The organism is Streptomyces mangrovisoli (assembly GCF_000974985.2).
Taxonomy (GTDB): domain Bacteria; phylum Actinomycetota; class Actinomycetes; order Streptomycetales; family Streptomycetaceae; genus Streptomyces; species Streptomyces mangrovisoli.
In genome coordinates this window covers 54,938-81,148 of sequence record NZ_LAVA02000119.1, presented here as the reverse complement: position 1 = coordinate 81,148, position 26,211 = coordinate 54,938, and the positions used below count along the sequence as shown (strand labels likewise).

The following is a 26,211-nucleotide window of genomic DNA, read 5'->3' as shown; positions in this document are numbered from 1 at the left end:
TCCCTTCAGCGCGCTGTGATTCGCCTCATGTCACTCTGTTCGCCTGGTGAAATTTCCTTCACCAGGTCGCCGTGAGTCTCCGGCCGCGGGCGCCCGGATGTCAACGGTCGCGTGGTCAAGAATTCAATGAAAGAGGCGGCGGAAGGGCCGCGGTGCGCGTCCCCGAGAGGACGGGAGGTGCCCGGAGCCGGACTTGAACCGGCACGCCCGCGAAGGGGCAGCGAGGTTTAAGCTCGCCGTGTCTGCATTCCACCATCCGGGCAGGCCATGGGCTCCGCATCGAGGTTCGAGCCTATCGGGACCCGTCCCCCGAACAGCGGTCACGCGGACCGATGTTGTCTTATTTTATTGATGTCTGAGGGTGCATCAGACCATGGAACACGCCATCCGCACTTGCCAATAGCCTTGCGTGCGCCCGGCGGCCATGTATGCGGAATGACGGAATTTCACCGTCCGAACGAGGGGGCTCCACCTGTTCCCGACGTCCGGAGTCCTGGCGTCCGCCCGCCCGCCGGTTCCGGTCGGCCCGCCCGCCGGTCCCGGTCCCCCCGCGCCCCGTCTCAGGGTCCGCCCTCATCCCCAGGTATGACACGGCGTCCTCCGGTCAGACCGCAGGCTGCCCACCGAACCGGAACAGCGGCTGACTCCGGGCCCTCGGGGGTCGTGGACCATGGTGGGGTCCCGTAAAGCATCTCGTCCTACAGGAGCACCACGCCGTGACCACCACACCCGTCGCCGGCCGGACCACCGCCGTGGCCGCACGCGCCACGGAGCTCTCGAAGATCTACGGCCAGGGAGAGACCCAGGTGGTCGCCCTCGACCGGGTCTCCGTGGAGTTCCGCCAGGCCGAGTTCACCGCGATCATGGGGCCGTCCGGCTCGGGCAAGTCCACGCTGATGCACTGCGTCGCGGGCCTGGACACCTTCTCCTCCGGTTCCGTGCGCATCGGCGACACCGAGCTCGGGTCCCTGAAGGACAAGCAGCTGACCAAGCTCCGCCGCGACAAGATCGGCTTCATCTTCCAGGCGTTCAACCTGCTGCCGACGCTGACCGCGCTGGAGAACATCACGCTGCCCATGGACATCGCGGGCCGCAAGCCCGACCAGAAGTGGCTGGACACGGTGATCGAGATGGTCGGCCTGTCCGGGCGCCTGTCCCACCGGCCCTCCCAGCTCTCCGGCGGCCAGCAGCAGCGCGTCGCGGTCGCCCGCGCCCTCGCCTCGCGGCCCGACATCATCTTCGGCGACGAGCCCACCGGCAACCTCGACTCGCGCTCCGGCGCCGAGGTGCTGGGCTTCCTGCGCAACTCCGTGCGCGAGCTGGGCCAGACCGTGGTCATGGTCACCCACGACCCGGTGGCCGCCGCCTACGCGGACCGCGTGATCTTCCTCGCCGACGGACGGATCGTCGACGAGGTGCTCGACCCGACGGCCGACTCGGTGCTCGACCTGATGAAGCAGTTCGACGCGAAGGGCCGCACCAGCTGATGTTCCGCACCGCCCTGCGCAACGTACTCGCGCACAAGGCCCGGCTCGCGATGACCGTGCTCGCCGTGATGCTCGGCGTCGCCTTCGTCTCCGGGACGCTGGTCTTCACCAACACCATCTCCGAGGCCTACCAGAACAGCTCCGCCAAGGGCTTCGACCAGGTCGACGTGGCCGTCACGGCCCGGCACCAGGACTCCGCGGGCGACAAGGTCGGCACCACCCCCGACCTCACCCAGGCGATCCTCGACACGAGCGCGAAGGCGGACGGCGCCGCCTCCGCCATCGGCGTCGTCGACGGCTTCACCGCCATCGCCGACAAGAACGGCAAGCTCATCGGCGGCGGGTTCCGCTCCGAGGGCGGCAACTATTGGGGCGGCAAGGACCCGCGCTACCCGCTGACGTCCGGCTCCGCCCCGCGCGGCGCGAACCAGGTGGCGATCGACGCGGACACCGCCCGGCGCGCCGGGTACAAGGTCGGCGACACCGTGCGGATCTCCGTCGACGGCCCCGTGCTGACCCCGACGATCAGCGCGATCTTCACCACCGACGACGGCAACGTCGCCGCCGGCGGCAGCCTCGCCCTCTTCGACACGGCGACCGCGCAGAAGCTGTTCGGCAAGGCCGGCACGTACGACGAGATCGACGTGCAGGCGAAGGCGGGCACCAGCCAGGCGGCGCTCAAGAGCGCCCTGGACACCGCGCTGCCGCAGAAGACCGTCGAGACCACCACCGGCAAGAAGCTCGCCGACGACCAGGCCGAGCAGATCGCCTCCGGCATGAGCGGCCTCAAGCAGGGCCTGCTGGTGTTCGCCGGCATCGCGCTGTTCGTCGGCACCTTCATCATCGCCAACACCTTCACCATGCTGGTCGCCCAGCGCACCAAGGAGCTGGCCCTGCTGCGCGCGGTCGGCGCCTCCCGCCGCCAGGTGACCCGCTCGGTGCTGATCGAGGCGTTCGTGGTGGGCACGGTGGCCGGCGTGACCGGCCTGGTCGCCGGCATCGGCATCGGCGCGGGCCTGCGCGCCCTGATGAACGGCCTCGGCGCGACGGTCCCCGACGGCCCGCTGGTCATCTCCCCCGGCACGGTCGTCGCCGCCCTGGCGGTCGGCGTCCTCATCACCATGCTGGCCGCCTGGCTGCCCGGCCGGCGCGCCGCGAAGATCCCCCCGGTCGCGGCCATGAGCAGCCTGCACGCCAAGGCCACCACCAAGTCGCTGGTGCTGCGCAACACGATCGGCGCGCTGTTCTCGGCCGCGGGCGTCGCGGTGGTCCTCGCGGCCACCACGATGGACGGCAGCGACGGGCAGGCCCCGATGGGCCTCGGCGCGGTCCTGCTCATCATCGGCGTGTTCATCCTGACCCCGCTGCTGTCCCGCCCGCTGATCGCGGCCGCGTCGCCGCTGCTGCGCGGCTTCGGCGTGGCGGGCAAGCTGGCACGGCAGAACTCGGTGCGCAACCCGCGCCGTACGGCGGCCACGGCGTCCGCGCTGATGATCGGCCTGACCCTGATCACCGGCATGACGGTGATGGCGGGCAGCCTCCAGCAGGCCATCGACAAGATGGCGGCCTCGGCGATCAGCGCCGACTACATGGTGTCGATGGCGAACGGCAACGCGCTCTCCGCGGACGTCGACAAGAAGCTCGCCGCGGCCGACGGCGTGACGGCCACCAGCCCGCTGCGCAACGCGGCCTCCCGCATCGACGGGAAGACCGAGTTCGTCACCGGCGTCAACGGCTCCGTCATCGGCGAGATGACGGACCTGGCCGTGAAGGACGGGCGCTTCGAGGTCGGCGGCACGAACGTCGTCGTCGACGACGACACCGCCACGTCCCACCACTGGAGCGCCGGTTCGCACTTCACCGCGTACTTCGAGGACGGCAAGGCGCAGCCGCTCACGGTCGCGGCGGTCTACGAGGGCAACGCGCTGATCCGGGGCATCATGCTCGACGACGCGACGCTGAGCCCGCACCAGAAGAAGCCGGCCGACATGCAGGTCCTGGTGAAGACGGCGCACGGCGCGTCGAGCGCGGCCAAGGACGGCCTGGAGAAGGCGCTGGGCTCCAACCCGGCGATCAAGGTGCAGGACAAGAAGGACCTCTCGAACAGCATCGCGCAGGTCTTCACGCTGATCCTCAACATGGTCTACGGCCTGCTCGCGATGGCGGTGATCGTCGCGGTGCTCGGCGTCATCAACACCCTGGCGATGTCGGTGTTCGAGCGCTCCCAGGAGATCGGGATGCTCCGCGCGATCGGCCTGGACCGCAAGGCCGTCAAGCGGATGGTGCGCCTGGAGTCGCTGGTCATCTCGCTGTTCGGCGGCGTGCTCGGCATCGGTCTCGGCGTGTTCTTCGGCTGGGCGGCCGGACAGCTGCTGGGCACGAAGATGTCGACGTACGAACTGGTCGTGCCCTGGGCCCGGATGGGGCTGTTCCTGCTCCTCGCGGCGGTCGTGGGCGTGCTGGCCGCGCTGTGGCCGGCCCGCAGGGCGGCCCGCCTGAACATGCTGGCGGCGATCAAGTCGGAGTAGCTCCGCGGTGGTTGCGAAGGGGCCCCGTCCGGTCGTCCGGACGGGGCCCCTTCTCGTCGTACGGTCCCGCCTCTTCCCGCCGCCGCGGGGTCTACGGCGCCGGTGTCCCCCACGTCCGGGCGCGCAGCGGCATCCCGGAGCCGCCGTCGTCGTTCGCGCGCACCGCCAGCACCTGGTTGACGCCGATCCGGTTGCCCTCGAAGGCGAGCGCGGAGGCGGCCATGTACAGCCGCCAGACGCGGGCCCGGCCGGCCCCCGCGAGCCGTACCGCGGCCGGCCAGTCGGCCTCCAGCCGCTCCACCCAGCGGCGCAGGGTGAGCGCGTAGTGCTCGCGGATCGCCTCGACGTCGCGGATCTCGAAGCCGGCCCGCTCCAGCTGGGTGACCGTGCCGCCGACCGGGGCGAGTTCGCCGTCGGGGAAGACGTAGGCGTCGATGAACTCGTCCACCCGGTACGTCGTCTCGTCGCGCTGCGGGCGCCGGGCGATCTGGTGGTTGAGCAGCCGGCCGCCCGGCTTCAGCAGGGCGTACAGGTCGCGGGCGTACTCCAGGTAGCGGTCGGCGCCCACGTGTTCGGCCATGCCGATGGAGGAGATCGCGTCGTACGGCCCGTCGGCGACGTCCCGGTAGTCCTGGACCCTGATCTCCACCCGGTCCGTCAGACCCTCGTCGGCGACCCGCTTGCGGGCGTACGCGGCCTGCTCCCGGGACAGGGTCACGCCGACGACCGTGACGCCGTGCTCGCGGGCCGCGTGGATCGCCATCGAGCCCCAGCCGCAGCCGACGTCCAGCAGGCGCTGACCGGGCTTCAGACCGAGCTTCGCGCAGACCAGTTCGAGCTTGTCGCGCTGGGCCTGCTCCAGGGTGGCGGCGGGGTCCGGCCAGTAGGCGCAGGAGTACACCATCGACGGGCCGAGCACGATCTCGTAGAAGGCGTTGCCGACGTCGTAGTGGTGGCTGATGGCCCGTCTGTCCGTGTGACGGGTGTGCAGATGGCCGCTGCGGCGCACCTCCTCGGGGGGCGGCGCGGGCGGCAGCGGCAGCCCGGCCAGCTTCACCAGGCCCCGGGCGGCGGCGCGCACCTCGGGGTCCCGGAGCGCCTGGCCGAGGGTGCGCGCGTCCTCGCCGCGTTCCCACACCAGCGACGCCATCAGGTCGAGCGTGGTGTAGAGGTCGCCCTCGATGTCCAGGTCCCCGGCGACCCAGGCGCGGGCGAGGCCCAACTCGCCCGGCTTCCACAGCAGCCGGCGGACGGCCCGCCGGTTGCGCACGACCAGCGTGGGCGCGCCCGGCGGCCCCGCCTGCGAGCCGTCCCAGGCGCGGACGCGCACGGGCAACGGCACTCCCAGCAGCTGTTCGACGAGGCTCCTCAGCCGCAACGCGGCGTCTGCCATGGCGCACACCTCCGTGACGAGCGATCCCGGTATGTCCAGTCACCACGTAAACACCGTCGGCCGCGGTGGCTAGTCCCTTGACGGCGTCACGACTGGGCAAAGAACGTGTACTGACCACGTACATGCCCCGGCAAGGGGTTCCGGAAAACGCCGAAGGGCCTCCCGCACCACGGATGGCGGGAGGCCCTTCGGCGTAACGGACCGGGCGGATCGCCTCGGATCAGGCCTTGGCCTTCTCCTCGGGCTTCGCGGCGGCGACCGGGGCGGGCCTGGCCGCCTCGAAGAACTCCTCGCGGGGGTTCTCCATCGCGCCGAGGGAGACGACCTCACGCTTGAGGAACATGCCGAGCGTCCAGTCCGCGAAGATACGGATCTTGCGGTTCCAGGTCGGCATGGCCAGGCCGTGGTAGCCGCGGTGCATGTACCACGCCAGACGGCCCTTGAGCTTGATCTTCGTCTTGCCGACGACGATCATCGCGACGCCCTTGTGCAGGCCGAGACCCGCGACCGCGCCCTTGTTGGAGTGGCTGTACTCCTTCTGCGGGAAGCCCCGCATACCGGAGATCACGTTGTCGCCGAGCACCTTGGCCTGGCGCAGCGCGTGCTGGGCGTTCGGCGGGCACCAGGCGTTCTCGACGCCGGCCTTGCGGGAGGCGACGTCGGGGACCTGGGCGTTGTCGCCGGCGGTCCAGATGTAGTCGGTGCCGGTCACCTGGAGCGTGGGCTGCGCGTCGACGTGGCCGCGCGGGCCCAGCGGGAGACCGAAGCGGGCGAGCGCCGGGTTCGGCTTGACGCCGGCCGTCCACACGATCGTGTCGGAGTCGACCTCGAGGCCGTTCTTCAGCACCACGTGGCCGTCGACGCAGGAGTCCATGGAGGTGGAGAGGTAGATCTCCACGCCCCGGCTCTCCAGGTGCTCCTTGCCGTAGGCGCCCAGCTTCGGGCCGACCTCGGGGAGGATCTTGTCGGCGGCGTCCACGAGGACGAAGCGCATGTCCTCGCGGGAGACGTTCTTGTAGTACTTGGCCGCGTCCCGGGCCATGTCCTCGACCTCGCCGATGGTCTCCGCACCCGCGAAGCCACCGCCGACGAAGACGAAGGTGAGCGCCTTGCGGCGGATCGCCTCGTCGGTCGTGGAGTCGGCCTTGTCCAGCTGCTCCAGCACGTGGTTGCGCAGGCCGATGGACTCCTCGATGCCCTTCATGCCGATGCCCTGCTCGGCGAGGCCGGGGATCGGGAAGGTGCGGGAGACCGCGCCGAGCGCGATGACCAGGTAGTCGAACGGGAGCTCGTACGCCTCGCCCACGAGGGGGGCGATCGTGGCGACCTTGCGGTCCTGGTCGATGGTGGTGACCCGGCCGGTGAGGACCTCCGCCTTCGGCAGGACGCGTCGCAGCGGGACGACGACATGGCGAGGGGAGATGCTGCCGGCGGCGGCTTCGGGCAGGAAGGGCTGGTAGGTCATGTACGACCGGGGGTCGACGACCGTGACGGTCGCCTCGCCGTAGCGCATCTTCTTGAGGATGCGCCGAGCTGCGTACAGGCCTACGTACCCACCGCCTACTACGAGGATCCTGGGACGCTCCGTGGTGCTCATGCCATCGAGTATCCACCCGCCTCTGGAGGGTCGCTCGTGCGCCCCTTCACAAGCTCTTGGAGGCCCTGTGTTAGTATCCGCGGCCCTCGTGACTCAGATCATGGTCACGGACGGGAACCTGAGTACCCGTCGACCCGTTGTCAATGCCGCGTGAGCTGCCTCTCCGGGGTTTCGAGGGCCCTGCGAGCACCCCCCGGCGCCCCCTTCCGGAGCCGGCTCCGAAACCACCCGCTCGCCCCTTCTGAACACGTTCATACGCCTGTTGGGCCCCGGGAAGGGCCAACAGGCCCCTCGCGGCCGCCCACCGGCCCCGAAATCCTTGTGAAGAACTTCACGAAGGTTTCCGGCGGGGCGCCCGAGAAGGGTCCCCGGAGCGGCCCGGGAGCCGCTCATACGTCGCCCGGCCTGCTCATACCGAGGCTACCCGCCGGTAGCTTCAGGGTCCACGGAAGCCGCCGAGAGGCACGTCACCGTGCGGAACCCCCGGGTCTGTGCTTCTCGCTTCCCGCCACGGCTCCTGACGCCGCGTCGGCGCCCTCGCGGGCGCCCGCCGTCACGCCCGCGCGACCGACCACGCGATGCCGTCGAGGATGTCGTGCTCGCTCACCACGACCTCCGTGGCGCCGACCCGCTCCATGATCGCGAGCAGCACCAGGGCGCCCGCGCCGATGACGTCGACCCGTCCCGGGTGCATGGAGGGGATCGCGGCCCGCTCGGCGTGGGTGGAGCGCAGCAGCCCCTCGGTGATCGCCCGGACCCGGCCGCGGGAGACCCGGGAGTGGTGGATGCGGGCGGAGTCGTACTCGGGAAGCTCCTGCGCGATCGCCGACACGGTGGTGACCGAACCCGCGAGCCCGACCAGCGTGCGCGCCTCCGTCAGGGGCACGGTCTCGGCGGCCACGTCGAGGGCGGCCTCGATGTCGGCCCGCATGGCGGCCACCAGCTCCGGCCCCGGCGGGTCGGCCACCACGCCGTCGCGCACCAGGTGCCGCTCCGTCATCCGTACGCAGCCGACGTCCACGGAGCGCGCGGCGCGCACGTGGTCGTCGCCGACGACGAACTCGGTCGAGCCGCCGCCGATGTCCACCACGAGGTAGGGCCGGGCCAGGTCGTCACGGCCGGTCAGCTCCTTGGTGGCGCCGGTGAAGGAGAACTCGGCCTCCTGGTCGCCGGTGATGACCTCGGGTTCGACGCCGAGGATGCCGAGGACGCCCTGCACGAACTCGTCGCGGTTCTCGGCGTCCCGGGAGGCGGAGGTGGCCACGAAGCGCAGCCGCTCGGCGCCGTGCTCCTTGATGACGGCGGCGTACTCGCGGCAGGCGGCGAAGGTGCGCTCCAGCGCCTCCGGCGCGAGCCGCCCGGTGCGGTCGACACCCTGGCCGAGCCGGACGATCGTCATCCGGCGGTCCAGGTCGACGAGTTCACCGGTCGCGGGGTCCGCGTCGGCGACGAGGAGCCGGATCGAGTTGGTACCGCAGTCGATGGCGGCGACGCGAGTCATACGGGGTCCTTCTGATCGGCCGTCCCCGCGGCCCTGGACGGGCCGGCCGGGACGAGGGGATGAACGGCCCGCCGGGCAGGGCGCACGCGACGGGTGCGATGTCCGGCCGGGGGCCGGGGGCCGAACCGCCCGCCGGACACCGCGCCCGCGGCGACTCCGGGGCGCGGGCCGCGGGTCCGGGCGACGAGCCGCAGCCGGGCACGGTGGGTGCGAGGGACGAGCCCCCACGGCAGGGTGGGTGCGAGGGACGAGATCACCGGCACGGTGGGTGCAAGAGACGAGCCCCCCGGCACGGTGGGTGCGAGAGGGACGAGCCCTCCGGGCACGGCAGGTGCGGGTGCGCGGCCCGGTCCGTCACCCGGCGGGCCGCGCCGCGGTCACTCCCCGCCGGCGGGCGTGACGCAGGCGCCCTTGCGCCACCACTCGGGCAGCAGGGCGAGCGCCTCGTCACCCAGCGGGTTCACGCCGGGCCCCGCGGCCAGGGAGTGCGCGACCAGCACGTGCAGGCACTTCACCCGGTCCGGCATACCGCCGGCGCTGGGGAAGCCGGTCAGCTCCTCGATCTCGTCCCGGCGCCGGATGTAGTCCTCGTGGGCGGCGCGGTAGGCCGCGGCCAGCTCGGGGTCGCTCGCCAGGCGCTCCGTCATCTCCTTCATCACGCCCTCGGCCTCCAGCGTGCCGATCGCCGAGGCGGCCTTCGGGCACGTCAGGTAGTAGAGGGTGGGGAAGGGCGTGCCGTCGGGCAGCCGCGGGGCCGTCTCCACGACGTCCGGCTGTCCGCAGGGGCACCGGTGCGCGATGGCGCGCAGCCCGCGCGGCGGCCGCCCGAGCTGCTGCTTGAAGGCGTCCACGTCCGCCTCGGTGGGCTCGGTGCGCGGGGTGGGCGGCGGGGGCGTTTCCATGCCTGTCTTTCCGGTGGGTGGGTCGGATCACTGGGCGGAGGCGTCGGACTTGTCGACGCCGTCCCAGACGTTCGTGTACCAGGGGCGGTCGGCCGCCCCCAGCTCGGCGCGCGACTGCTTCGCCGCACCCGGGTCGACCACGATGTAGCCGGTCTCGCCGGGCATGACGTAGTGCAGCCGCTCGCGGATCTGCTGTTCGGCGTACGCGTCGTCCTGCCACCGCGCCTTGAGGTCGCGCAGCTGCTCGACGCGCTCCCGCTCCTGCTGCCGCTGGCGCTGTAGATCGGCGATCTCGGCGCGCTGGGAGACGTACTGCCTTATGGGGTACGCGAGCGCGACCACGAGGGAGCAGACCACGAGGGCCAGCAGCGCCGCCCGGCCGGTGAGCCGGGAGCGGCGGGCCTGACGCCGGGTCTGGGAGCGGTAGACGCGGGCCGCGGTCTGCTCGCCGAGCAGTTTCAGCCTGGTCGCGGTGGAGAACCGGTCCCGGTTCTTCACGGCCATGGTCCCCGCCTCCCGTCTCAACGCGCGTACGTCCCCGGACACGGTACGGGACCGGGTCCGGGGACGTACGTACGACTGGCGGAGGGTTGCCCCTTACCGGGTCAGCCCTTGAAGCGCGGGAAGGCCGAACGGCCCGCGTACACCGCGGCGTCGTCGAGGATCTCCTCGATGCGCAGCAGCTGGTTGTACTTGGCGACGCGCTCGGAGCGGGCCGGGGCGCCGGTCTTGATCTGGCCGCAGTTGGTGGCGACGGCGAGGTCGGCGATGGTGACGTCCTCGGTCTCGCCGGAGCGGTGCGACATCATGCACTTGTAGCCGCTGCGCTGGGCCAGCTCGACGGCGTCGAGGGTCTCGGTGAGCGAACCGATCTGGTTCACCTTCACGAGCAGGGCGTTGGCGCTGCCCTCCTCGATGCCGCGGGCGAGGCGCTCGGGGTTGGTGACGAACAGGTCGTCGCCGACGAGCTGGACCTTGTCGCCGAGGCGGTCGGTGATGACCTTCCAGCCGGCCCAGTCGTCCTCGAACAGCGGGTCCTCGATGGAGACGAGCGGGTAGGCCGCCACGAGCTCCTCGTAGTACTCCGTCATCTCGGCGGCGGAGCGCTCCTTGCCCTCGAAGAGGTACTTGCCGTCCTTGTAGAACTCGGAGGCGGCGACGTCGAGGGCGAGGGCGACCTGCTCGCCGGGCACGTACCCGGCCTGCTTGATGGCCTCGAGGATGAGGTCGAGGGCGTCACGGTTGGAGCCGAGGTTCGGGGCGAAGCCGCCCTCGTCGCCGAGACCGGTGGACAGGCCCTTGGTCTTCAGCACCTTCTTGAGGGTGTGGTAGACCTCGGTGCCCCAGCGCAGCGCCTCGGAGAAGGACTCCGCGCCGATCGGGGCGATCATGAACTCCTGGATGTCCACGTTGGAGTCGGCGTGCGAGCCGCCGTTCAGGATGTTCATCATCGGCACCGGAAGCAGGTGCGCGTTCGGGCCGCCCAGGTAGCGGAAGAGCGGGAGGTCGCTGGCCTCGGAGGCGGCGTGGGCCACGGCCAGGGAGACGCCGAGGATGGCGTTCGCGCCGAGGGAGCCCTTGTTGTCGGTGGCGTCCAGGTCGAACATCGCCTGGTCGATCAGGCGCTGCTCGGTGGCGTCGTAGCCGACCAGCTCCGGGCCGATCTGCTCGATGACGGCGAGGACGGCCTTCTCGACACCCTTGCCGAGGTAGCGGTTCGGGTCGCCGTCACGGAGCTCGATGGCCTCGAAGGCGCCGGTGGAGGCGCCGGACGGAACGGCGGCACGACCCGTGCTGCCGTCGTCGAGGCCGACCTCGACCTCGACCGTGGGATTGCCTCGGGAGTCCAGGATTTCCCGGGCTACGACGACGTCGATGGACGGCACGAGCATCTCCTTCATGGGATGTGACGCTGGTTGTGCGGGGCACGCGGGCCGGGTCGGCCCGTGCTGAGCCTTGCGACTAGAGCCTAACGGTCCCCGGGCCATCGGCCAGCCGACCGACCGGACCGCGGACAAGGTCTGACCGTACCTATTGTTTCGCCACGGAACAAAGCCGGAGTGGACAACGACTGGAACAACAGCCCGGGAACGGGACATGAAGAGGGCAGAAAAAAGCCCCGTCCCGGTGCGTACGGGGGAAGAACGCACCGGGACGGGGGGCCCGCGGGGGACGGGGGAGACCCTCGCGAGGTCTCCACCCTGACGCATGCGGCTGTGAGCGGCCTGTGGTTCGGGCGCCGGTCACCTGTGGCCGGCGACCGGGACGATCACTTCAGGTGCAGCTGCTGACCAGGGTAGATCAGGTTCGCGTCCTCGACGACGCCCTTGTTCAGCTTGAACAGCTTCGCCCAGCCGCCCTTGACCTTGTGCTTCTCGGCGATGGAGCTGAGGGTGTCGCCCTTGACGACCTTGTACTCGCCGTCGCCCTTCTCGACCTTCTTGCCGGTCGGGGTGGTGACGGTCTTCTGCACCGGGCGCGCGGCGGACCGGGAGGCGGCCTGCTTCTCGGTCGAGCGGCTCGCGGAGGAGCTGCTGCCGGCGGAGGAGCTGCTGGAGCTGGAGGAGCTGCTGCTCGAGGAGGCGGCGGCGCCGTTGTACGGCGTGCTGGACAGGCCCGTGCCGCAGACCGGCCAGGCACCCTTGCCCTGGGAGGCGAGGACCTTCTCGGCGACGGCTATCTGCTGCGCCTTGGTGGCCAGGTTGGCCTGCGAGGCGTACTGCGTGCCGCCGTACGCGGCCCACGTGGAGGCGGAGAACTGGAGGCCGCCGTAGTAACCGTTGCCGGTGTTGATGGCCCAGTTGCCGCCGGACTCGCACTGCGCGACGGCGTCCCACTCGGAGGCGGTCGCGGCGGAGGCGGTGCCCGAGGCGATCAGCGGCGCGGCGATCGCGGCGCCGGTGACACCGGCGATGGCGACGGCGCGGGTGGCCTTGGACGGACGACGGTGCTTGCCCTTGCTGGAGAACAGCATGGATGGATCCCCTCACCGACGCCTGCGAGGTGAGCTGTCGGGTTCGGGCCGGTTGAGTTGCCCGGCCACCCCTTCCGCACGGAAGGCGTGGCTTCACCCCAAGCCGGATCCAGCAGCCCCAACTGCTGGGAACCGGCGCTTACCTTGGGTCCCCCGCTCCTGCCTACGGCGCTTGACGCGACGACTGTTCCCGGACGGCCGCTGGCAGGATTCGGCGTTGCGGCACCGGGGCTCGGGTTGCCGAGCGGTCATGACCGTAGACACGCGCTCCAAGGAATTTCAAAGACGATCAGGGCTTCTGAGACTCATCCCACACTTTCACCAAAACGGACATTGCACTCGAAACGGGGCGTCAACTCCCGTTCGGTTTGGCCCGTTTAGGCACCGAGTCACAGGGTCTGACCGGCCAGGACGCCGTCGCGGTCAGCGCCGGGGAGCCCCCGCCCGTGGCGCGTGGGGCGCGCCATCAGCCAAGGGAGTCAAGGGAGTCGACGATGGCCGCGAGGGAGTCCGCCGTGAGGGCGGCGTCGGCGTCGTCCGCGCTCTCCTTCGAGTCCGTGTCGCCCTTGGCCGCGTGCTTGCCGCCGGAGGCGCTCGCGGTGTCGGCGGCGGAGTCCTCGTCGGCGCTGCCGCCGCGGTGCTTGCCGGAGCCGAGCGAGCCGGTGTCGACCAGCGCCGAAGAACCGCCGGTCTGCCAGGAATTGTCGGAGTTGTCACTGGCCGAGCTCGTCGCGGCCGGGGAGCTGACATCGGTGGACGAGTCGGACGAACCGGACTTGGCCGACTTGTCCTTCGCGTCCGCGGAGGCCGACGCGGACGGCGACGCGGAGGGGTCGCTCGTCGCGGTGTCCGACGACGAGGCCGTGCCGCTGGACGAGTCCTCCAGGCCGAGGGAGTTGGAGTAGTCGGGCGAAGCAGACGAGTCGGACGAACCGGACGCGTCCGACGAAGTCGAATCCGAGTCGGAGGAGGACGAGCCGTCACCCGCGACACCGGTGTCGATCTGAGCCGAGCCGTCATTCTTGCCGAGGTCGTAGAGCACCCCGCAGGTGCCCCAGGAGTCGGCGCCCTCGTCCTCGAGGACCTTCTCGGCCACGGCTATCTGCTGGGAGCGGCTGGCCTGGTCGGGGCTGGAGGCGTAGTCGAGGCCGCCGTTCGCCTCCCACTGCTTCTGCGTGAGCTGGAGCCCGCCGTAGTGCCCGTTGCCGGTGTCGGCGCTCCAGGCCGCGCCGGTCTCGCAGCCGGCCACCTTGTCCCAGGTCGTGTTGTCCGCCGCGTTCGCGCTCGCCGCCGCGAGGAGCGGGATGGCGAGGGCGGAGCCGGTGACTCCGGCCGCGACGAGAAGTGCGGGAGCCTGGCGGGGCCGACGGTGACGACCGTTCCCGGAGAGCATGGAGGGGCCTTTCGCGAGACAGCACTGACCACGCGGCGGCCGCCGTGGTGCATCGCGGAGCCGCGTTGACGAGTGAAGTTAGCGTCAGACGATCACTTGTCACAAGTTAATGCCGCACAGATCACGTGAAGGTCACAGGACGTGAAGAGCTGTCATCTTCCCGTGGCGGGCGTGAACTTCACGGGCAAGGTGCGCAAACCTCGCATGATGAGCCCCCCACGCCACCGCAAATCGCCCGGAACCACCGCGAGTTCCAGGTCGGGGAGGCGGGTGAGCAGCGTGGCCAGCGCGGTCTGGCCCTCCAGCCGGGCGAGCGGGGCACCGAGGCAGTAATGAATGCCGTGACCGTAGCCGAGGTGCTGATTGTCACGGCGGGAGAGGTCCAGCACGTCCGGATCGGCGAACCGCTGCGGGTCCCGGTCCGCGGCGGCCAGCACGACGAGCACCGGGTCGCCGGGCGCGATGTCCTGCCCCCCGATGGTCAGCGGCCGGGTGGCGAACCGCCAGGTCGCCAGCTCCACCGGGCCGTCGTAGCGCAGCAGTTCCTCCACCCCGGTCTCCAGCAGGGCGTGTTCGCCGCGGTCCAGCGACGCCTTCAGCCGCTCGCGCTGGATCGGGTGGGTGAGCAGCGCGTAGGTGCCGTTGCCGATGAGGTTGACGGTGGTCTCGAACCCGGCGAACAACAGGATGAAGGCCATCGCCGCGGCCTCGTTCTCCGTGAGGTGCTCGCCGTGGTCCGAGGCCCTGATGAGACCCGACAGCAGGTCCTCGCCGGGCAGCGGCTCGGCGGGCAGCGCCTCGCGCTTGCGGTGGATGAGCTCCGCGAGATAGCCGCGCATCTTCTTCACCGACCGCGCGACCCCGCCCCGGGGCCCGCCCCCGTGGCGGATCATCATCCCCGCCCAGTCCCGGAAGTCGTCCTGGTCCTCGCGGGGGACGCCGAGCAGGTCGCAGATGGCGTAGATGGGCAGCGGGAAGGCGAACTCGTGGATGAGGTCGGCGCTCCCCCGCTGTGCGAAGTCGTCGATCAGCCGGTCCGTCAACTCCTGCACCCGCGGCGCGAACTCGGCCACCCGGCGCGGTGTGAACGCCTTGCTGACCAGTCGGCGCAGCCGGGTGTGGTCCGGCGGGTCGATGTTCAGCAGATGCGTCATCAGCTCCGCCTTGCGCTCGCCCGGGATCCCGGTCCTGCCCCTGGCGTGCGCCGGCCCGTCGTGGTGCGCGGGGTTCTTGGAGAGCCGGACGTCCGCCAGCGCCTGACGCGCGTCGGCGTACCGCGTGACCAGCCAGGCCTCCACCCCGCTGGGCAGGGTGGTGCGGTGCACGGGCGCGTGCTCCCGCAACCACGCGTAGGCCGGATACGGATCGGAGGCGAACTCCCAGGTGAAGAGCTCGGGCGCGGCATCGGGAAGGGCGGGCTGGTCGGTCACTCCTCGACGGTATACGGCGGGGGGTGGGGTGGCCCGGGGGCGGGTGTGCCGGTGTGCCGGGGGGGGTGGGCGCGGGGGGCGGGCGCCCTCGGAGACCGGGTGACCGGTGCGGGTGTGCCCGTGTACGCGGGGGCTACCGCGCTCGATGACCAGGTGACCCGATGACCCGGTGACCTGTGACGGGGGCGAGTGTGCCCGTGTGCGCGGGGGCGGGCGCCCTCGGAGTCCCGGGGACCGGGGCGGGTGTGCGGCGCACCCCCGGTGGTCAGGCTCCTTCCGCGGCGCGTGCCTCCTGCGCGCGTATCGCGTCGCGGTACGCCCGGGCCGCCGCGCGCAGCGCGGTCTCCGGGTCGACGCCCTCCGCCTCGGCGCGGGCCGCCAGCGCCAGCAGCTCGTAGCCGATGTCCTCGCCCTGGGGCAGCGGCACGTCCAGGCCCGCCGTGCGGGCGCGGGAGACCAGCTTCGCGGCCAGCGCGAGGCCGGGCTGGCCGAGCGGCACGCCCTCGGTCACCGAGGTGCGCCGCTTCTCCTCGGCCTTCGTGCGCAGCCAGTGCTCCTTCACGTCCTCCGGCGTCTCGGCGCTCTCGTCGCCGAACACATGCGGGTGCCGGTGGATCAGCTTGGCGACGATGCCGCCGGCGACGTCGTCGATGGAGAACGGCGTCTCGGGGTCCTCCTCCGCGATCCGCGCGTGGAAGACCACCTGGAGCAGGACGTCGCCGAGCTCCTCCCGCAGCTCCTCGCGGTCGCCCGCCTCGATCGCCTCGACCAGCTCGTACGCCTCCTCGATGCCGTACTTGGCCAGCCCGGTGTGGGTCTGCCGGGACGACCAGGGACACTCGGCGCGGATACGGTCCATGACCTGCACGAGGTCGAGCAGGCGCGCGCCGGGGAGGTCGTAGGAGGCGGGCAGCAGCTCCAGCTCGGGCATCCGCACCCGGCCGGAACCGGCGAGCCGGGCGAGTCCGTCGGTGAGGGCCGGCTCGCCCTCGCCGGAGGCCACCACCACGACCGTGCGGCCGCCGGCGCAGGCGTCGACGAGCTCCTCGGCGCTCGGCACCGCCTCGTCGACCGCTATACCGGCCTCCCGCAGATACGGCAGCTGCGGGTGCGCGCCGTCCGCGCACAGCACGCGGTCCGCGCCGTGCAGGGTCTGCCAGGCGGCCCAGGACAGCAGGCCGGGCGCGACGCGGTGGCTGGTGGTGAGCAGGACGACCCGGCCGGGCGTGTCCGCCGGGCCGTTCTCGAGGCCGCCTTCGGGGCTGGTGGTGTTCACGCTTCGAACGTAACGCACGGCGCGGACAGGGCCGCGCCCTTTGTCCACAGGCCCGGGGTGACGGTGTGCTCGTACGACCATCACCCCGGCCGGTGCGGCCTCCGCGCCGCTACGCCGTCTGCTGCGACTCCGCCGCCGTCACGTCCTTGACCCACGGCGCCTTCGCCTCGACGCCGCTCTTCTGCACGTCCCAGGTGCCGTAGCGCGGATTGAGGTCGACGCCGAGCTGCTTCGACTTGTCGGACAGGGCCTTCCAGAAGGCGGGCTCGCTGACCTGGGTGCCGAGCACGGTGGCGAGCTTGCTCGCCTCGACCTGGAGCCGGAGGTTGTCGTCCAGCCGCTCCGGCGCGATGCCGTAGCGCTGCAGCCAGACCGACTCCAGCGCCTTGGAGCCCCCGGCCTGCTGCTCCAGACCGGCCCGCTCCCGCTGGACCTCGCTGCGGCTGACGGTGACGCCCGCGTCCTGCGCGGTCCGGTGCAGCACCTCGTCCAGCACCATCTCGTGCAGGGTGTCCCGGGTGAGACTGCCGGTGTTCGCGACGACCTGCGCGTACTGCGTGTCGTCCTGAACCGCGGCCCGCTGTGCCGAGCGCACCTCCGCCACCCGGGACTGAAGCTCTCCCACGGTGATCCGCCGGCCGTCCACGACGGCGGCCGCGCCGGGATGCGCGTCGCTTCCACAGGCGGTGAGCAAAGGTGCCGCGGCGATCGCGGCGGACAGCAGGAGCGCGGTGCGACGGCGGCGGTGCAAGGGAACCTCCCGAGGAGATTGTGCGGCGGTGCACAAAGTCTTGCGGTGATCGATGGTAGGCAGCTGACCGGCTCTGGCCAACCCATTCGACCAACGATTCACCCCGGGTTCGGGCACCGCCGCGCCCGCCACGCGTCCCGCGCGGCCCTGGTGCTCAGCCGGTGATGGCCACCGGACCGTCCCACGCGTCCCGGTCGACGGTGATCGTGTAACCGCCGCGGCTCTCCTTGCTGTTGACCATGTACTGGTGACCGCGGCTGTGCCCGGTGAACTGGGTCGCGCCGAACGGCCAGTCCGACGTCGTGGTGTTCTTGCTGTCCCACAGCGCGTACCAGAGGTTGCCCGGCAGGTCCGTCTTGTCGCTCGCGTTCGCGATCGCCTTGGCGCTGGAGCTGGTGAAGCCGTAGTAGCCCGCGCGATAGGTCTTCGCGTGCAGCTGCTTGTCGAACGCGCGCACGTACGCGAGCACCGCGTTGTTGCACGAGGTGTTCGTGGTGTCGTACGACTCCATGTCGAGGTAGAGCGCGCTGCCCGCCTTCATGCCGAGCGCGGACGCCTTGGCGACCGCGTCGTTCGCGTCGCTCGTGCCGAGCGAGCCGGCCGTGGCGGCGGTGATCTTCTCCGGGTTGGAGCCCGTCTGGCAGGGCGGCTGTGCGCCGACGTAGAGCGGGATGAGCTTGAAGCCCAGCGTGGTCACGGACTTGACCCAGGAGGCGGTCAGGTTGGGCTGGGCGCAGCCGCGGTTCTTGCCGCCCACGTAGACGGCGGCGGCGCCGTAGAAGCCCGTGTGCCACGCCTTCATGGCGGACAGCGACGGGGCGGCGCAGGTGTCGAAGGCGCGGCCGGTGAACGTGGCCTGCGCGGGCCAGGTGGTGGCCGCCATGGAGGTCTGCGCGGCGATGCCCGCCCCGGCGACCACCGCGGCTCCGGCAACCGCCCACGTGATGTATCTGCGCTTCCTGGACTGCCGATGTCCGGCCATTGAACGATCCCCACCCCTGCTGCGCGCACGTCGATGCGCGCTTTTCTTGATTCTTCGCGGCAAAACGAGCCCGCACGCTATCCGGTGCTCGGAGAGCGTTCGGGAAACTCCGTCCCTCGAAGATCACAAACTTCTCTTCGGGAACGGCAAAATCTAGCCCCGCACCTGCCCCAGCCACTGCAGGGTCCGCCGGATGTCGGCGGCCAGCGGATGGACCGGCCCGCGCAGCCGCTCCACGTCCACGAGCAGCCGGGCGAGCGTGTCGTGCGCGGCGGCGCGGTCGCCGAGCGCGAGCAGGAGATGCCCGATGCGCCGGCGCACGTCGTGGGCGAGCTCCGGGTCCCCGGCGACGTACTGGTTCTCGTAGTACGGCAGCAGCGCGCGGTACTCCGCGAGCGCCGCGGCCGGTTCGCCGAGCTGCTCCAGGCACTGTGCCGCGTCGAAGCGGAAGCGCAGCGACTGCGGGTCCGCATGTCCGGCCTCGGCGGCGCGTTCGTCGGCGAGACGGCGCAGTTCGGGCAGCGCGCGCCGGTACTGCCCGTCGTCCATGAGCGTGGCCGCGTACTGCTTGCGCAGGGTGCGCACGACCGGGGAGTGCTCCCCGTGCTGCGAGGCCGCGGTGGGCAGGATCGCGCCCAGGATGTCGACGGCCTGGGTGATACGGCCCTCCCCGAGGAGGCGCTTGACCTCGTCCACGGCGGCGGCGACATCGGGCTTGTCCGGTACGGCCGCCACGGGGGCGGGCTGGGGCGCGGGCGTGCGCGCGCGGTCCGGCCAGGGGGCGTGCGGGCGCAGGAAGGGGCGCGTGGGGTCCAAGGGCGCCCCCGTGGGAGTCCCGCGCGCCGGCAGGAGCAGCTCCAGGTGCTCGTACACCTCCTGCGCGGACGCCGGACGGTGCTGCGGGTCCTTGGCGAGCAGGCGCAGCACGAGCGCCTCCAGCGCCTCCGGCACCTCGGGGCGGATCCGGCGCACGGGCAGCGGGGGTTCGTAGAGATGCCGGTGCAGCACACCGAGCGCCGTCGACCCCGCGAACGGCACGTCGCCGCTGAGCAGTTCGTGCATCAGCACGCCCAGTGCGTACAGATCCGTGTACGGGCCGACCGCGCCGCCCATCGCCTGCTCCGGCGCCATGTAGGCGGGCGAGCCGATGGGCGAACCGGTGTGCGTCAGCCGCGTGGTGTCGGAGTCCATCACCGAGGCGACACCGAGGTCCAGGACGGTGACCGTGCCGTCCTGCTTCACCATCACGTTGCGCGGCTTGAGGTCGCGGTGGACGATCGGCACGGCGTGCACGGCGCTCAGCACGGCGCACAACTGCGCGGCCACCGCCACCGCCCACTGCCATGGGTACGGGTCGTGCTCGGCCAGGTGGTCGGAGAGGTCGGCGCCGTCGACGTACTGCATGACGAGGAACAGCTCCTCGCCCTCGCTGCCCGCGTCGTGCACGGTGACCAGCCCCGGGTGGTCGACCTGCGCGGTCACCCGGCACTCGCGCACGAAGCGGCGGCGCAGTTCGTCGGCCTCCTGGCCGGCCACCTTGTCGGGGCGCAGCAGCTTCACCGCCACGCGCCGGTCCAGCCGCCGGTCGTACGCCGTCCAGACCTGGCCCATGCCGCCCTGCCCGATGAGCGTGGACAGTTCGTAGCGGTCGGCGACGACCCGTCCTGTCGCCACGGTCACCTTCCGCCCTCGTGGTTGCCGTCGTGCTTGCGCAGATAGTCACTGAGCTCGTCGAGCTCGGCCCGCACCTGGTCGATCCGGGCGGGCCCGGGGTGCTGCGCCGGCGGACCGGCCACCGGCGGCTGCGGGACGGCCGGCTGCGAAAGCGGCGGCTGCGGCGCGGGCATCCGCGGCACGGGCGGCAGGCCCTGCTGCACGGTCGTGGCGGTGTACGGCACCTGCGTCTGCGCCTGCGGGTAGCCGTACGCCGGCGCGGCCGTCCCCGCCGGGTAGCCGACGGGGCCGTGGCTCAGCTGATGGAAGTGGCGGATCTCCGCCGCCAGGTAGTACGCGACCGCCGCCACCAGCGTGCCGAGGAGCAGGCCGAGCCCGAGCCAGCCGCCGGTGGTGTGGATCTCGTCGCCGGGCTCGGAGCCGAGCAGCACGACGCTGAGCACGTCGACCGCCAGCACCGCCACGAACAGGCCCCAGTCCAGGGACTTCCGGGTCACGAGCGCCAGGCGCAGCAGCATCGACCAGGCCAGGAAGCCGAGACTGCAGAACGAGACCACCACGAACAGCACACGCAGGAAGACCAGCCACCCTGTGGCGGGCGGCTGCTTCACCGGCTGTGCGTAGCCGTGGCCTTGCATGGCTGCTCCTGATGCCTGAGTTGTACGCCTGCGTGCACGCCCGTCGGGCGCGGTCCGGTCGTGCGGACAACGCCGGTCGTGCGATTGTCGCTTCGAGCGTATAGGCCGACACCGACGAGCGGTCCCGGGTTGTACCGAACCGTTGTCGTGCTGATCACTCGGCATGATGTCGCAGGTGCCGCGGGGGATCGGTGGAGCGGCGGCTTCCGCGCGGGGGAGGCGTACGCGAGGGGCGCGCGGATCACCTCGCGCGCTGGCGCCTCACGCGTCACCCCGGCGCGTGCAATCAGACACGCGCCGTCGTCTCGCACCTCACCCCGGCGTGAAGTGCGAGGCGCGCGCCGAGCGCGCACTCCCTCACTCCGGCGTCACGGTCCCGTCCGTCAGGCCGTCGTACATCCCGCGCACGAGCTGCTCCCCGAGCCGGCCCGCGTGGCGCAGCGCCCGCTCGAACTCGTCGAGGGCGCGGAACCGTGCGCCGTAGCGCCGTTGTTCGCCGAGCGGCAGCCGGGGCAGCTGAAGACGGCGCACGTCGAGCCGGGTCGCGGTGGAGGCGTAGCTGCTGGCCTGGCGGTTGTTGGCGGTGCCGCGCAGGAAACCGGCGAGGAACCACGGATCGAGCGCCGCGGGATCGGGGCGCAGAAGCACCAGGTTGCGCCCCAGGGCGGCGCCCGCCGTCGCGTCGTCGATCACCCGCGCCACCGAGCCGCCCCCGAGCACCGGTACGACGATGTCGCCCGCCTCGGTGAACACGGCCTCCTCGTCGCTCTCCGGCAGCGTCCCCGAGGGTGCCGTACCGGCCAGGACGTCGTGGTCGGTCAGGACGGCACCGCGCGCGGCACCGCCGCTGCCGCCGGTGCGCAGCACCAGCGCGCCGCCGCGGGCGAGTTCGCCGATGGTGGTCTGCGGCCAGCGCGCGGGTGGCGCGGACTCCGGCGGGGGCGGCGTGAGGTCGCCGGTCAGGCGCAGCGTCTCGCCGAGCCGCTCCCGTACGGCCGCCAGCTGCTCGGCACCGTCGGCCGCCGCGGGCGGCGGGAGGTGCCGGGCGGGCGCCAGGTCCACGTCGTCGTCGAGGAGTTCGATGACCGGCACCGCCCGGGCGAGACCCGGCCGGTCGTCGAGGCCGCCGGCCCGGTCGAAGGCGCGCCAGGCGTCGAGCACGGCCTCCCGCACCGCCTCCAGGTCGGGACCGCCGCGCCCCTCCCCCGCGAACTGCCCGCTGTCCACGAGCAGCACCTCCGGCCGCGCGGGCGCCGCACCGGGCCGCCGCAGCACCCACAGGTGCAGCGGGATGTTGTACGGCGGCGCCGCGCCCACGGGCAGGGCGACGACCGCGCGCAGGGCGCCGCGGCGCAGCAGGTCGGCGCGGATGCGGCGGCCGGAGCGGCGGGACGCGGCGGCCGGCGGCATCAGCAGCACGGCCGTGCCGCCCTCCCGCAGCCGGGCCAGCGCGTGCTGCACCCAGGCCAGCTCCGACTCGGTGCGCGCGGGGAAGCCGTACTCCCAGCGCGGGTCGTAGGCGAGTTCGTCGTGGCCCCAGTTGCGCTCGTTGAACGGCGGGTGGCACAGCACGGCGTCGGCGCGCAGCGACGGGAACGCGTCCGCGCGCAGGGTGTCGCCGACCGCGCCGCGCACGCCGGCCAGGCCGTTCAGGGCGAGCCGCAGCGCGGTGAGCGCGGCGAGGTCGGCGGCGCTGTCCTGAGCGTAGAGCTCCTGGTCGGGGCGGGCGGCGACGGCGCGCAGCAGGGCGCCGGTGCCGCAGGCCGGGTCGAGCACGGTGCGGGCGGGTCCGGCCAGTTCGGCCATCAGGCGGGCGAGTTCGGACGGGGTGAGGGTGAACTGGCGCGGGTTGGCGTCGAGGTGGCGCCCGAGCAGGAACTCGAACGTCTGCCGGGCCCCCGTCTCGGCGGCGAGTTCGGCCACGCCCCGCAGCAGGGGCACGGAGGGAAGGAGTTCGGGCCCGGTGGGGGTGTGAACGGCAGGGGCGGTGTTCACAGCCGCGCCGGGCCTGACGTCACCCGCGCCGCGTCCGGCTCCTTGCGGGTTCACACGGACCGAAGGGTTCACACCGCTCGGGGTGTCCACGCGACTCGCCGGGTTCACAGCACCCGGGGTGTTCACACCACCCGGACCCGCCGCAGCGGACGGCCTGTGAACCCCGGTACGCCCGTTCACACCGAAGCGCGGGCCGAGCACCGCCTCCAGCGCGCCCGGCAGCATCGCGGCGAGCCGCTCGTCCGAGCCCGCGCTCGCCTCCAGCCAGACCGTCGGCCGGTCATGGATGAGCAGCAGCGCGCACCCGGCGTGCACCAGGGCGGTGACCGGCCCTTCCGGGTGTCCGACGAGCTGCTGCCAGACGCGTTCGCGCAGCGGGACCTCGGCGAGTTTGCCCTGCTTGCGCAGCCACGACTCGACCTCGGCCAGCGCGAAGGACGGGCTGGTCTCGGTGCCGCCCACGGGCCTCGGGAAGTCCGCGTGCCGGCGTCGCCAGTTGCTCACGGCGGCGCGGCCGACGCCGGCCAGCCGGGCGATCCCGGCGGCGGTCACTTCGGTGGCGTTGTCCTGCACGCGGCCCACTCCCCTCGTTCCTGTGTGCAGCGAGCATACCGACGTACGCAAGATCGACCCATTCACGAGCGTGTACACACCGCATTGCGTGAATCATGTTGACTCGGTTCACACGTCATGCTGTTATTGACCCAGCGAACGAGCGGCCGCCGGAGAGGGGCGGTCGCCGCCTTCGGGGAGGGGTCAGTCATGGGCATGAAGGGCAAGATCGCGCTGGGCGCGGTCGTCGGGGTCGTCGTCATCGGTGTCGTCTCGGCGAACGCCGGAGGCGGCGGAAACGGCGACGGTTCGGACGGCAAGGGCTCCTCCGCCTCCGCCCGGCACTCGTCCGGCACCGGCAAGGACACCGACAACGGCACCGGCAAGGACACCGCCGCCAAGACGGACTCCGCCAAGAAGAAGGCCGCGTTCAGCGGCGACGGCGACTTCCGGGTCGGCAAGGACATCAAGCCGGGCACCTACCGCACCACCGGCAACACCGACGACATGTGCTACTGGGAGCGGGCCAAGGACGCCTCCGGCGAGATGGACTCGCTGCTGGCCAACGACAACGTCACCGGCACCAGTTACGTCACCGTCAAGGCCACCGACAAGATCTTCAAGTCGAGCGGCTGCAACGACTGGGAGACCGTCGACGCGAAGGCGAAGGGCACTCCCGGGACCCGTATGGCCGGGGACGGCGGGATGTTCGAGGTCGGCACCGACATCGCCCCCGGCACCTACCGCTCCACCGGCAACAAGGACGACGGCTGCTACTGGGAGCGCACCAAGGACGCCGAGCACGGCCTCGACTCGATCATCGCGAACGACAACGTGACCGGGACGGCCGTCGTGACCATCGGCCCCAAGGACGCCTACTTCAAGACGTCCGGCTGCGGCGACTGGAAGAAGACGGCCTGACCCACCCGGGACCGGGGCCCCGCCGCGCGGCGACCGTGCCCCACCACCACACCACCCGACACACCACCGAGGAATCACCATGCGTCGCACCGCACTCGCCGCCCTGTGCCTGTCCGCCGCCCTGACCACCGTGCTCACCGGCTGCGGCAAGGACTCGGCGGACGGCAGCACGACGGGCAAGGACATCAACGCCACCAAGCCGAAGGAGCCCTTCGCGGGCCTGACCGGCGCCCAGATCGCCGACCGGGCCCTCGACGCCACCACCGGCGCCTCGTCGTTGCGCATGGCGGGCGACGTCGCCGACGACGAGAGCTCCGGCACGATCCGCATCGACATGGCCCTGAACAAGAAGGGCGAGTGCGCCGGCACGATGAGCATGGGCGGCCAGGGCAAGGCCGACCTGATCAAGACCGGCGACACGATCTACATGAAGTACGACGAGGCCTTCCTGCGGGCGCAGAGCGACGGCGAGTCGAAGGCCGACACCGACGCCGCCGTGGACCTGCTCGCCGGCAAGTGGACCAAGATGGCGGCGACCGGCAAGGACGCCAAGGACATCGCCGGTTTCTGCGACCTGGACACCGTGCTGAGCGGCGCCTCGGGCACCGAGGCCAAGGGCGGGAACGCCGGTGCCACCCGGGGCGCCACCACGACGGTCGACGGCACCCCGGCGATCGTGGTGCGCGAGAAGGACGGCAAGGAGAGCTACACGCTCTACGTCGCCACCGAGGGCAAGCCGTACCTGCTGAAGGTGGTCAGCGAGACCCCGAAGGACCCGGGCACGCTCACCTTCAGCGAGTTCGACAAGCCGGTCGCCGCGAGGAAGCCGGCGGGGAAGATCCTCGACCTCGACGCGCTGAGCGGCTGACCCCAGCCCCCGCCGAGGGGTCCCCCGGGCCCCTCACCCCCCGCACTGCTGGAGCATCGCGTCCTTGTCGGCCGTCGTCACCGGAAGGTCGTACTTCAGGGAGACCTGCGCGACCCGGACCGCGTACGAGCACCGGATCGTCTTGTTCGGGGGGAGCCAGGAGGCCGGTCCGGAGTCGCTCTTGGCGCCGTTGGTGGGACCGTCCACCGGGATGAGGTTGAGCGGGTCGTTGGCGATGTCCTCGCGCTTGTCCTTCGACCAGTGCGCGGCGCCCATCTGCCAGTCGTAGGAGAGCGGCATCACGTGGTCGATCTGGACCTTGATGGCGTGGGCCTTGGTGAACGCGATGGTCTGGCCGGTGTACGGGTCGTGGAGCGTCATCGAGACGACGACGCAGTCGGATCCGCTGCGGAAGCGGACGTCCTCGCCGTCGCGCTTGAGCAGGTCGTTGCGCGAGTCGCAGCCGTTGTGGGCGAAGGGGACGTTCCCGGGGGCCGAGTCCATCCAGGCGTAGCCGAACTGGTCGCGCGAGTAACCGGTCTTGGGGCCGCGGCCCTTGGTGGTCACCTTCTTGATCAGCGCCCGGGCCCGCTCCTTGTCGGCGGCCGAGGTGATGGCCGCCAGCCCCGGCTTGGTGCCGTCGGGGTTGTCCAGCGGGCTCACCGCGTGGCCGTCGCCGGAGGCCGGCGCGGCGGACCCGGAGGCCGAGCCCGCGGCCGGCAGATCGACGTCCTTGCACCCGGTCGCCAGCAGCGCGACCCCGAGCAGCGCCGCCGATCCGGCGAGGGCCCGCCGCGTACGCCGCGCGCCCCTTCCGCCCCGGCCGGCCGCCCGCCCGGCGCCCGGCCCCTCGTGTGCCACCGTCTCCGTCACAGCGACGACCCCGCCCCTCACACGCCTCACCTGCGTCCCTCCCCCTGAATCCCCTGTCCGGCCCTTCTGTGGGCCGTCTTCCCCCGCTCGCCGCCTTGACATCCTCGAACGTGCGGAATTGCTCGGGCTCACGGTACTGGCAGGCAGAACCGGTGAAATGCGGAGAGGTCCGGAAGGGTCCGGAGAGGTTCCGGCCGCAACCGTCCATAAATGGGCATAGCACCCATCCGGGCGTATCGTCGGTGGTGAGTCACCTCCGGAGAGACGGAAGGAGCTCTGGATGGGCATCTTCGACAGGTTCAGGCATCAAGGGCAGGACAAGGCCAAGGACATGTCCGACGCCGCGGAGAAGAAAGCCAACGAGAGGACGGGCAACAAGTACGAGGACCAGGTCGACAGCGCGCAGCAGCGCGTCGAGGGGCAGCTCGGCATGGACCGCGACCGGCCCGACCAGCCATAGGACCGGAGACTGACCA

The 26,211-nt window shown here is 71.7% G+C and carries 21 protein-coding genes, 1 tRNA gene and 1 riboswitch; of the genes, 5 read left to right on the top strand and 17 right to left on the bottom strand.

Annotation, left to right across the window (positions count from 1 at the left end; all coding sequences use genetic code 11):
- Positions 1 to 178: 178 nt before the first annotated feature.
- A tRNA-Leu gene (locus WN71_RS36590) sits at positions 179 to 262 on the bottom strand.
- Between the two features lie 454 nt (positions 263 to 716).
- Between WN71_RS36590 and WN71_RS36585 the strand changes: the two genes are divergently transcribed.
- Positions 717 to 1,487 (top strand): ABC transporter ATP-binding protein, encoded by a 771-nt coding sequence (locus WN71_RS36585; RefSeq protein ID WP_046590593.1) that lies wholly within the window; start codon positions 717 to 719, stop codon positions 1,485 to 1,487.
- Positions 1,487 to 4,015, top strand: coding sequence for an ABC transporter permease (locus WN71_RS36580; protein ID WP_046590591.1), 2,529 nt, complete (start codon positions 1,487 to 1,489; stop codon positions 4,013 to 4,015). The genes WN71_RS36585 and WN71_RS36580 overlap by 1 nt, the downstream gene beginning before the upstream one ends.
- A gap of 91 nt (positions 4,016 to 4,106) precedes the next feature.
- Here the strand turns inward: WN71_RS36580 and WN71_RS36575 are convergent, their stop codons facing one another.
- The 15 genes from WN71_RS36575 to WN71_RS36505 form a co-directional block, all read right to left on the bottom strand.
- Positions 4,107 to 5,408, bottom strand: a complete 1,302-nt coding sequence (locus WN71_RS36575) for an SAM-dependent methyltransferase (protein WP_046590589.1) — start codon at positions 5,406 to 5,408, stop codon at positions 4,107 to 4,109.
- A gap of 220 nt (positions 5,409 to 5,628) precedes the next feature.
- The gene (locus tag WN71_RS36570) at positions 5,629 to 7,005 is read right to left on the bottom strand and encodes an NAD(P)/FAD-dependent oxidoreductase (RefSeq protein WP_079178393.1); all 1,377 of its coding nucleotides are present in this window, start codon (positions 7,003 to 7,005) and stop codon (positions 5,629 to 5,631) included.
- 553 nt (positions 7,006 to 7,558) lie between these two features.
- Positions 7,559 to 8,506, bottom strand: coding sequence for a Ppx/GppA phosphatase family protein (locus WN71_RS36565; protein ID WP_046590584.1), 948 nt, complete (start codon positions 8,504 to 8,506; stop codon positions 7,559 to 7,561).
- Positions 8,507 to 8,883: 377 nt separating this feature from the next.
- The gene (locus WN71_RS36560) at positions 8,884 to 9,408 is read right to left on the bottom strand and encodes a DUF501 domain-containing protein (protein ID WP_046590582.1); all 525 of its coding nucleotides are present in this window, start codon (positions 9,406 to 9,408) and stop codon (positions 8,884 to 8,886) included.
- Between the two features lie 27 nt (positions 9,409 to 9,435).
- Positions 9,436 to 9,912, bottom strand: a complete 477-nt coding sequence (locus WN71_RS36555; protein ID WP_046590581.1) for an FtsB family cell division protein — start codon at positions 9,910 to 9,912, stop codon at positions 9,436 to 9,438.
- A gap of 101 nt (positions 9,913 to 10,013) precedes the next feature.
- Entirely contained in the window at positions 10,014 to 11,300 is a 1,287-nt protein-coding gene (gene eno / locus WN71_RS36550) for a phosphopyruvate hydratase (protein WP_046590579.1), read from the bottom strand.
- A 377-nt stretch (positions 11,301 to 11,677) separates the two neighbouring features.
- Complete coding sequence (locus WN71_RS36545; protein ID WP_046590577.1) at positions 11,678 to 12,382, bottom strand: LysM peptidoglycan-binding domain-containing protein; 705 nt, start codon at positions 12,380 to 12,382, stop codon at positions 11,678 to 11,680.
- Between the two features lie 4 nt (positions 12,383 to 12,386).
- A riboswitch (cyclic di-AMP (ydaO/yuaA leader) is annotated at positions 12,387 to 12,563 on the bottom strand.
- Positions 12,564 to 12,848: 285 nt separating this feature from the next.
- Positions 12,849 to 13,775 carry a transglycosylase family protein gene (locus tag WN71_RS36540; RefSeq protein ID WP_338058723.1) on the bottom strand — a complete coding sequence of 309 codons (927 nt, stop codon included), beginning with the start codon at positions 13,773 to 13,775 and terminating at the stop codon, positions 12,849 to 12,851.
- Between the two features lie 152 nt (positions 13,776 to 13,927).
- The gene (locus tag WN71_RS36535) at positions 13,928 to 15,205 is read right to left on the bottom strand and encodes a cytochrome P450 family protein (RefSeq protein ID WP_046590575.1); all 1,278 of its coding nucleotides are present in this window, start codon (positions 15,203 to 15,205) and stop codon (positions 13,928 to 13,930) included.
- A 265-nt stretch (positions 15,206 to 15,470) separates the two neighbouring features.
- Positions 15,471 to 16,481, bottom strand: a complete 1,011-nt coding sequence (locus WN71_RS36530; protein WP_046589894.1) for a nucleoside triphosphate pyrophosphohydrolase — start codon at positions 16,479 to 16,481, stop codon at positions 15,471 to 15,473.
- A 109-nt stretch (positions 16,482 to 16,590) separates the two neighbouring features.
- Positions 16,591 to 17,232 carry a SurA N-terminal domain-containing protein gene (locus WN71_RS36525; protein WP_046589892.1) on the bottom strand — a complete coding sequence of 214 codons (642 nt, stop codon included), beginning with the start codon at positions 17,230 to 17,232 and terminating at the stop codon, positions 16,591 to 16,593.
- Between the two features lie 154 nt (positions 17,233 to 17,386).
- Complete coding sequence (locus WN71_RS36520; protein ID WP_046589889.1) at positions 17,387 to 18,214, bottom strand: glycoside hydrolase domain-containing protein; 828 nt, start codon at positions 18,212 to 18,214, stop codon at positions 17,387 to 17,389.
- A 153-nt stretch (positions 18,215 to 18,367) separates the two neighbouring features.
- Complete coding sequence (locus WN71_RS36515; RefSeq protein ID WP_276208143.1) at positions 18,368 to 19,852, bottom strand: serine/threonine-protein kinase; 1,485 nt, start codon at positions 19,850 to 19,852, stop codon at positions 18,368 to 18,370.
- Positions 19,853 to 19,890: 38 nt separating this feature from the next.
- Complete coding sequence (locus WN71_RS36510; RefSeq protein ID WP_046589886.1) at positions 19,891 to 20,526, bottom strand: hypothetical protein; 636 nt, start codon at positions 20,524 to 20,526, stop codon at positions 19,891 to 19,893.
- 357 nt (positions 20,527 to 20,883) lie between these two features.
- The gene (locus WN71_RS36505; protein WP_046589898.1) at positions 20,884 to 23,094 is read right to left on the bottom strand and encodes an N-6 DNA methylase; all 2,211 of its coding nucleotides are present in this window, start codon (positions 23,092 to 23,094) and stop codon (positions 20,884 to 20,886) included.
- Positions 23,095 to 23,283: 189 nt separating this feature from the next.
- Between WN71_RS36505 and WN71_RS36500 the strand changes: the two genes are divergently transcribed.
- Together WN71_RS36500 and WN71_RS36495 are read left to right on the top strand one after the other, a co-directional pair.
- The gene (locus WN71_RS36500; protein WP_046589883.1) at positions 23,284 to 23,994 is read left to right on the top strand and encodes a hypothetical protein; all 711 of its coding nucleotides are present in this window, start codon (positions 23,284 to 23,286) and stop codon (positions 23,992 to 23,994) included.
- Positions 23,995 to 24,073: 79 nt separating this feature from the next.
- On the top strand, positions 24,074 to 24,862 hold the full coding sequence (locus WN71_RS36495) for a hypothetical protein (RefSeq protein ID WP_046589881.1): 789 nt from the start codon (positions 24,074 to 24,076) through the stop codon (positions 24,860 to 24,862).
- 33 nt (positions 24,863 to 24,895) lie between these two features.
- On the opposite strand, the gene WN71_RS36490 is transcribed toward WN71_RS36495, so the two are convergent.
- A complete protein-coding gene (locus WN71_RS36490) occupies positions 24,896 to 25,630 on the bottom strand; it encodes an HNH endonuclease family protein (protein WP_046589896.1) in 735 nt (244 codons plus the stop codon).
- 385 nt (positions 25,631 to 26,015) lie between these two features.
- Here WN71_RS36490 and WN71_RS36485 point away from each other — a divergent pair, with 385 nt between their 5' ends.
- On the top strand, positions 26,016 to 26,195 hold the full coding sequence (locus WN71_RS36485; RefSeq protein ID WP_046589879.1) for an antitoxin: 180 nt from the start codon (positions 26,016 to 26,018) through the stop codon (positions 26,193 to 26,195).
- The last annotated feature ends 16 nt before the right edge of the window (positions 26,196 to 26,211 follow it).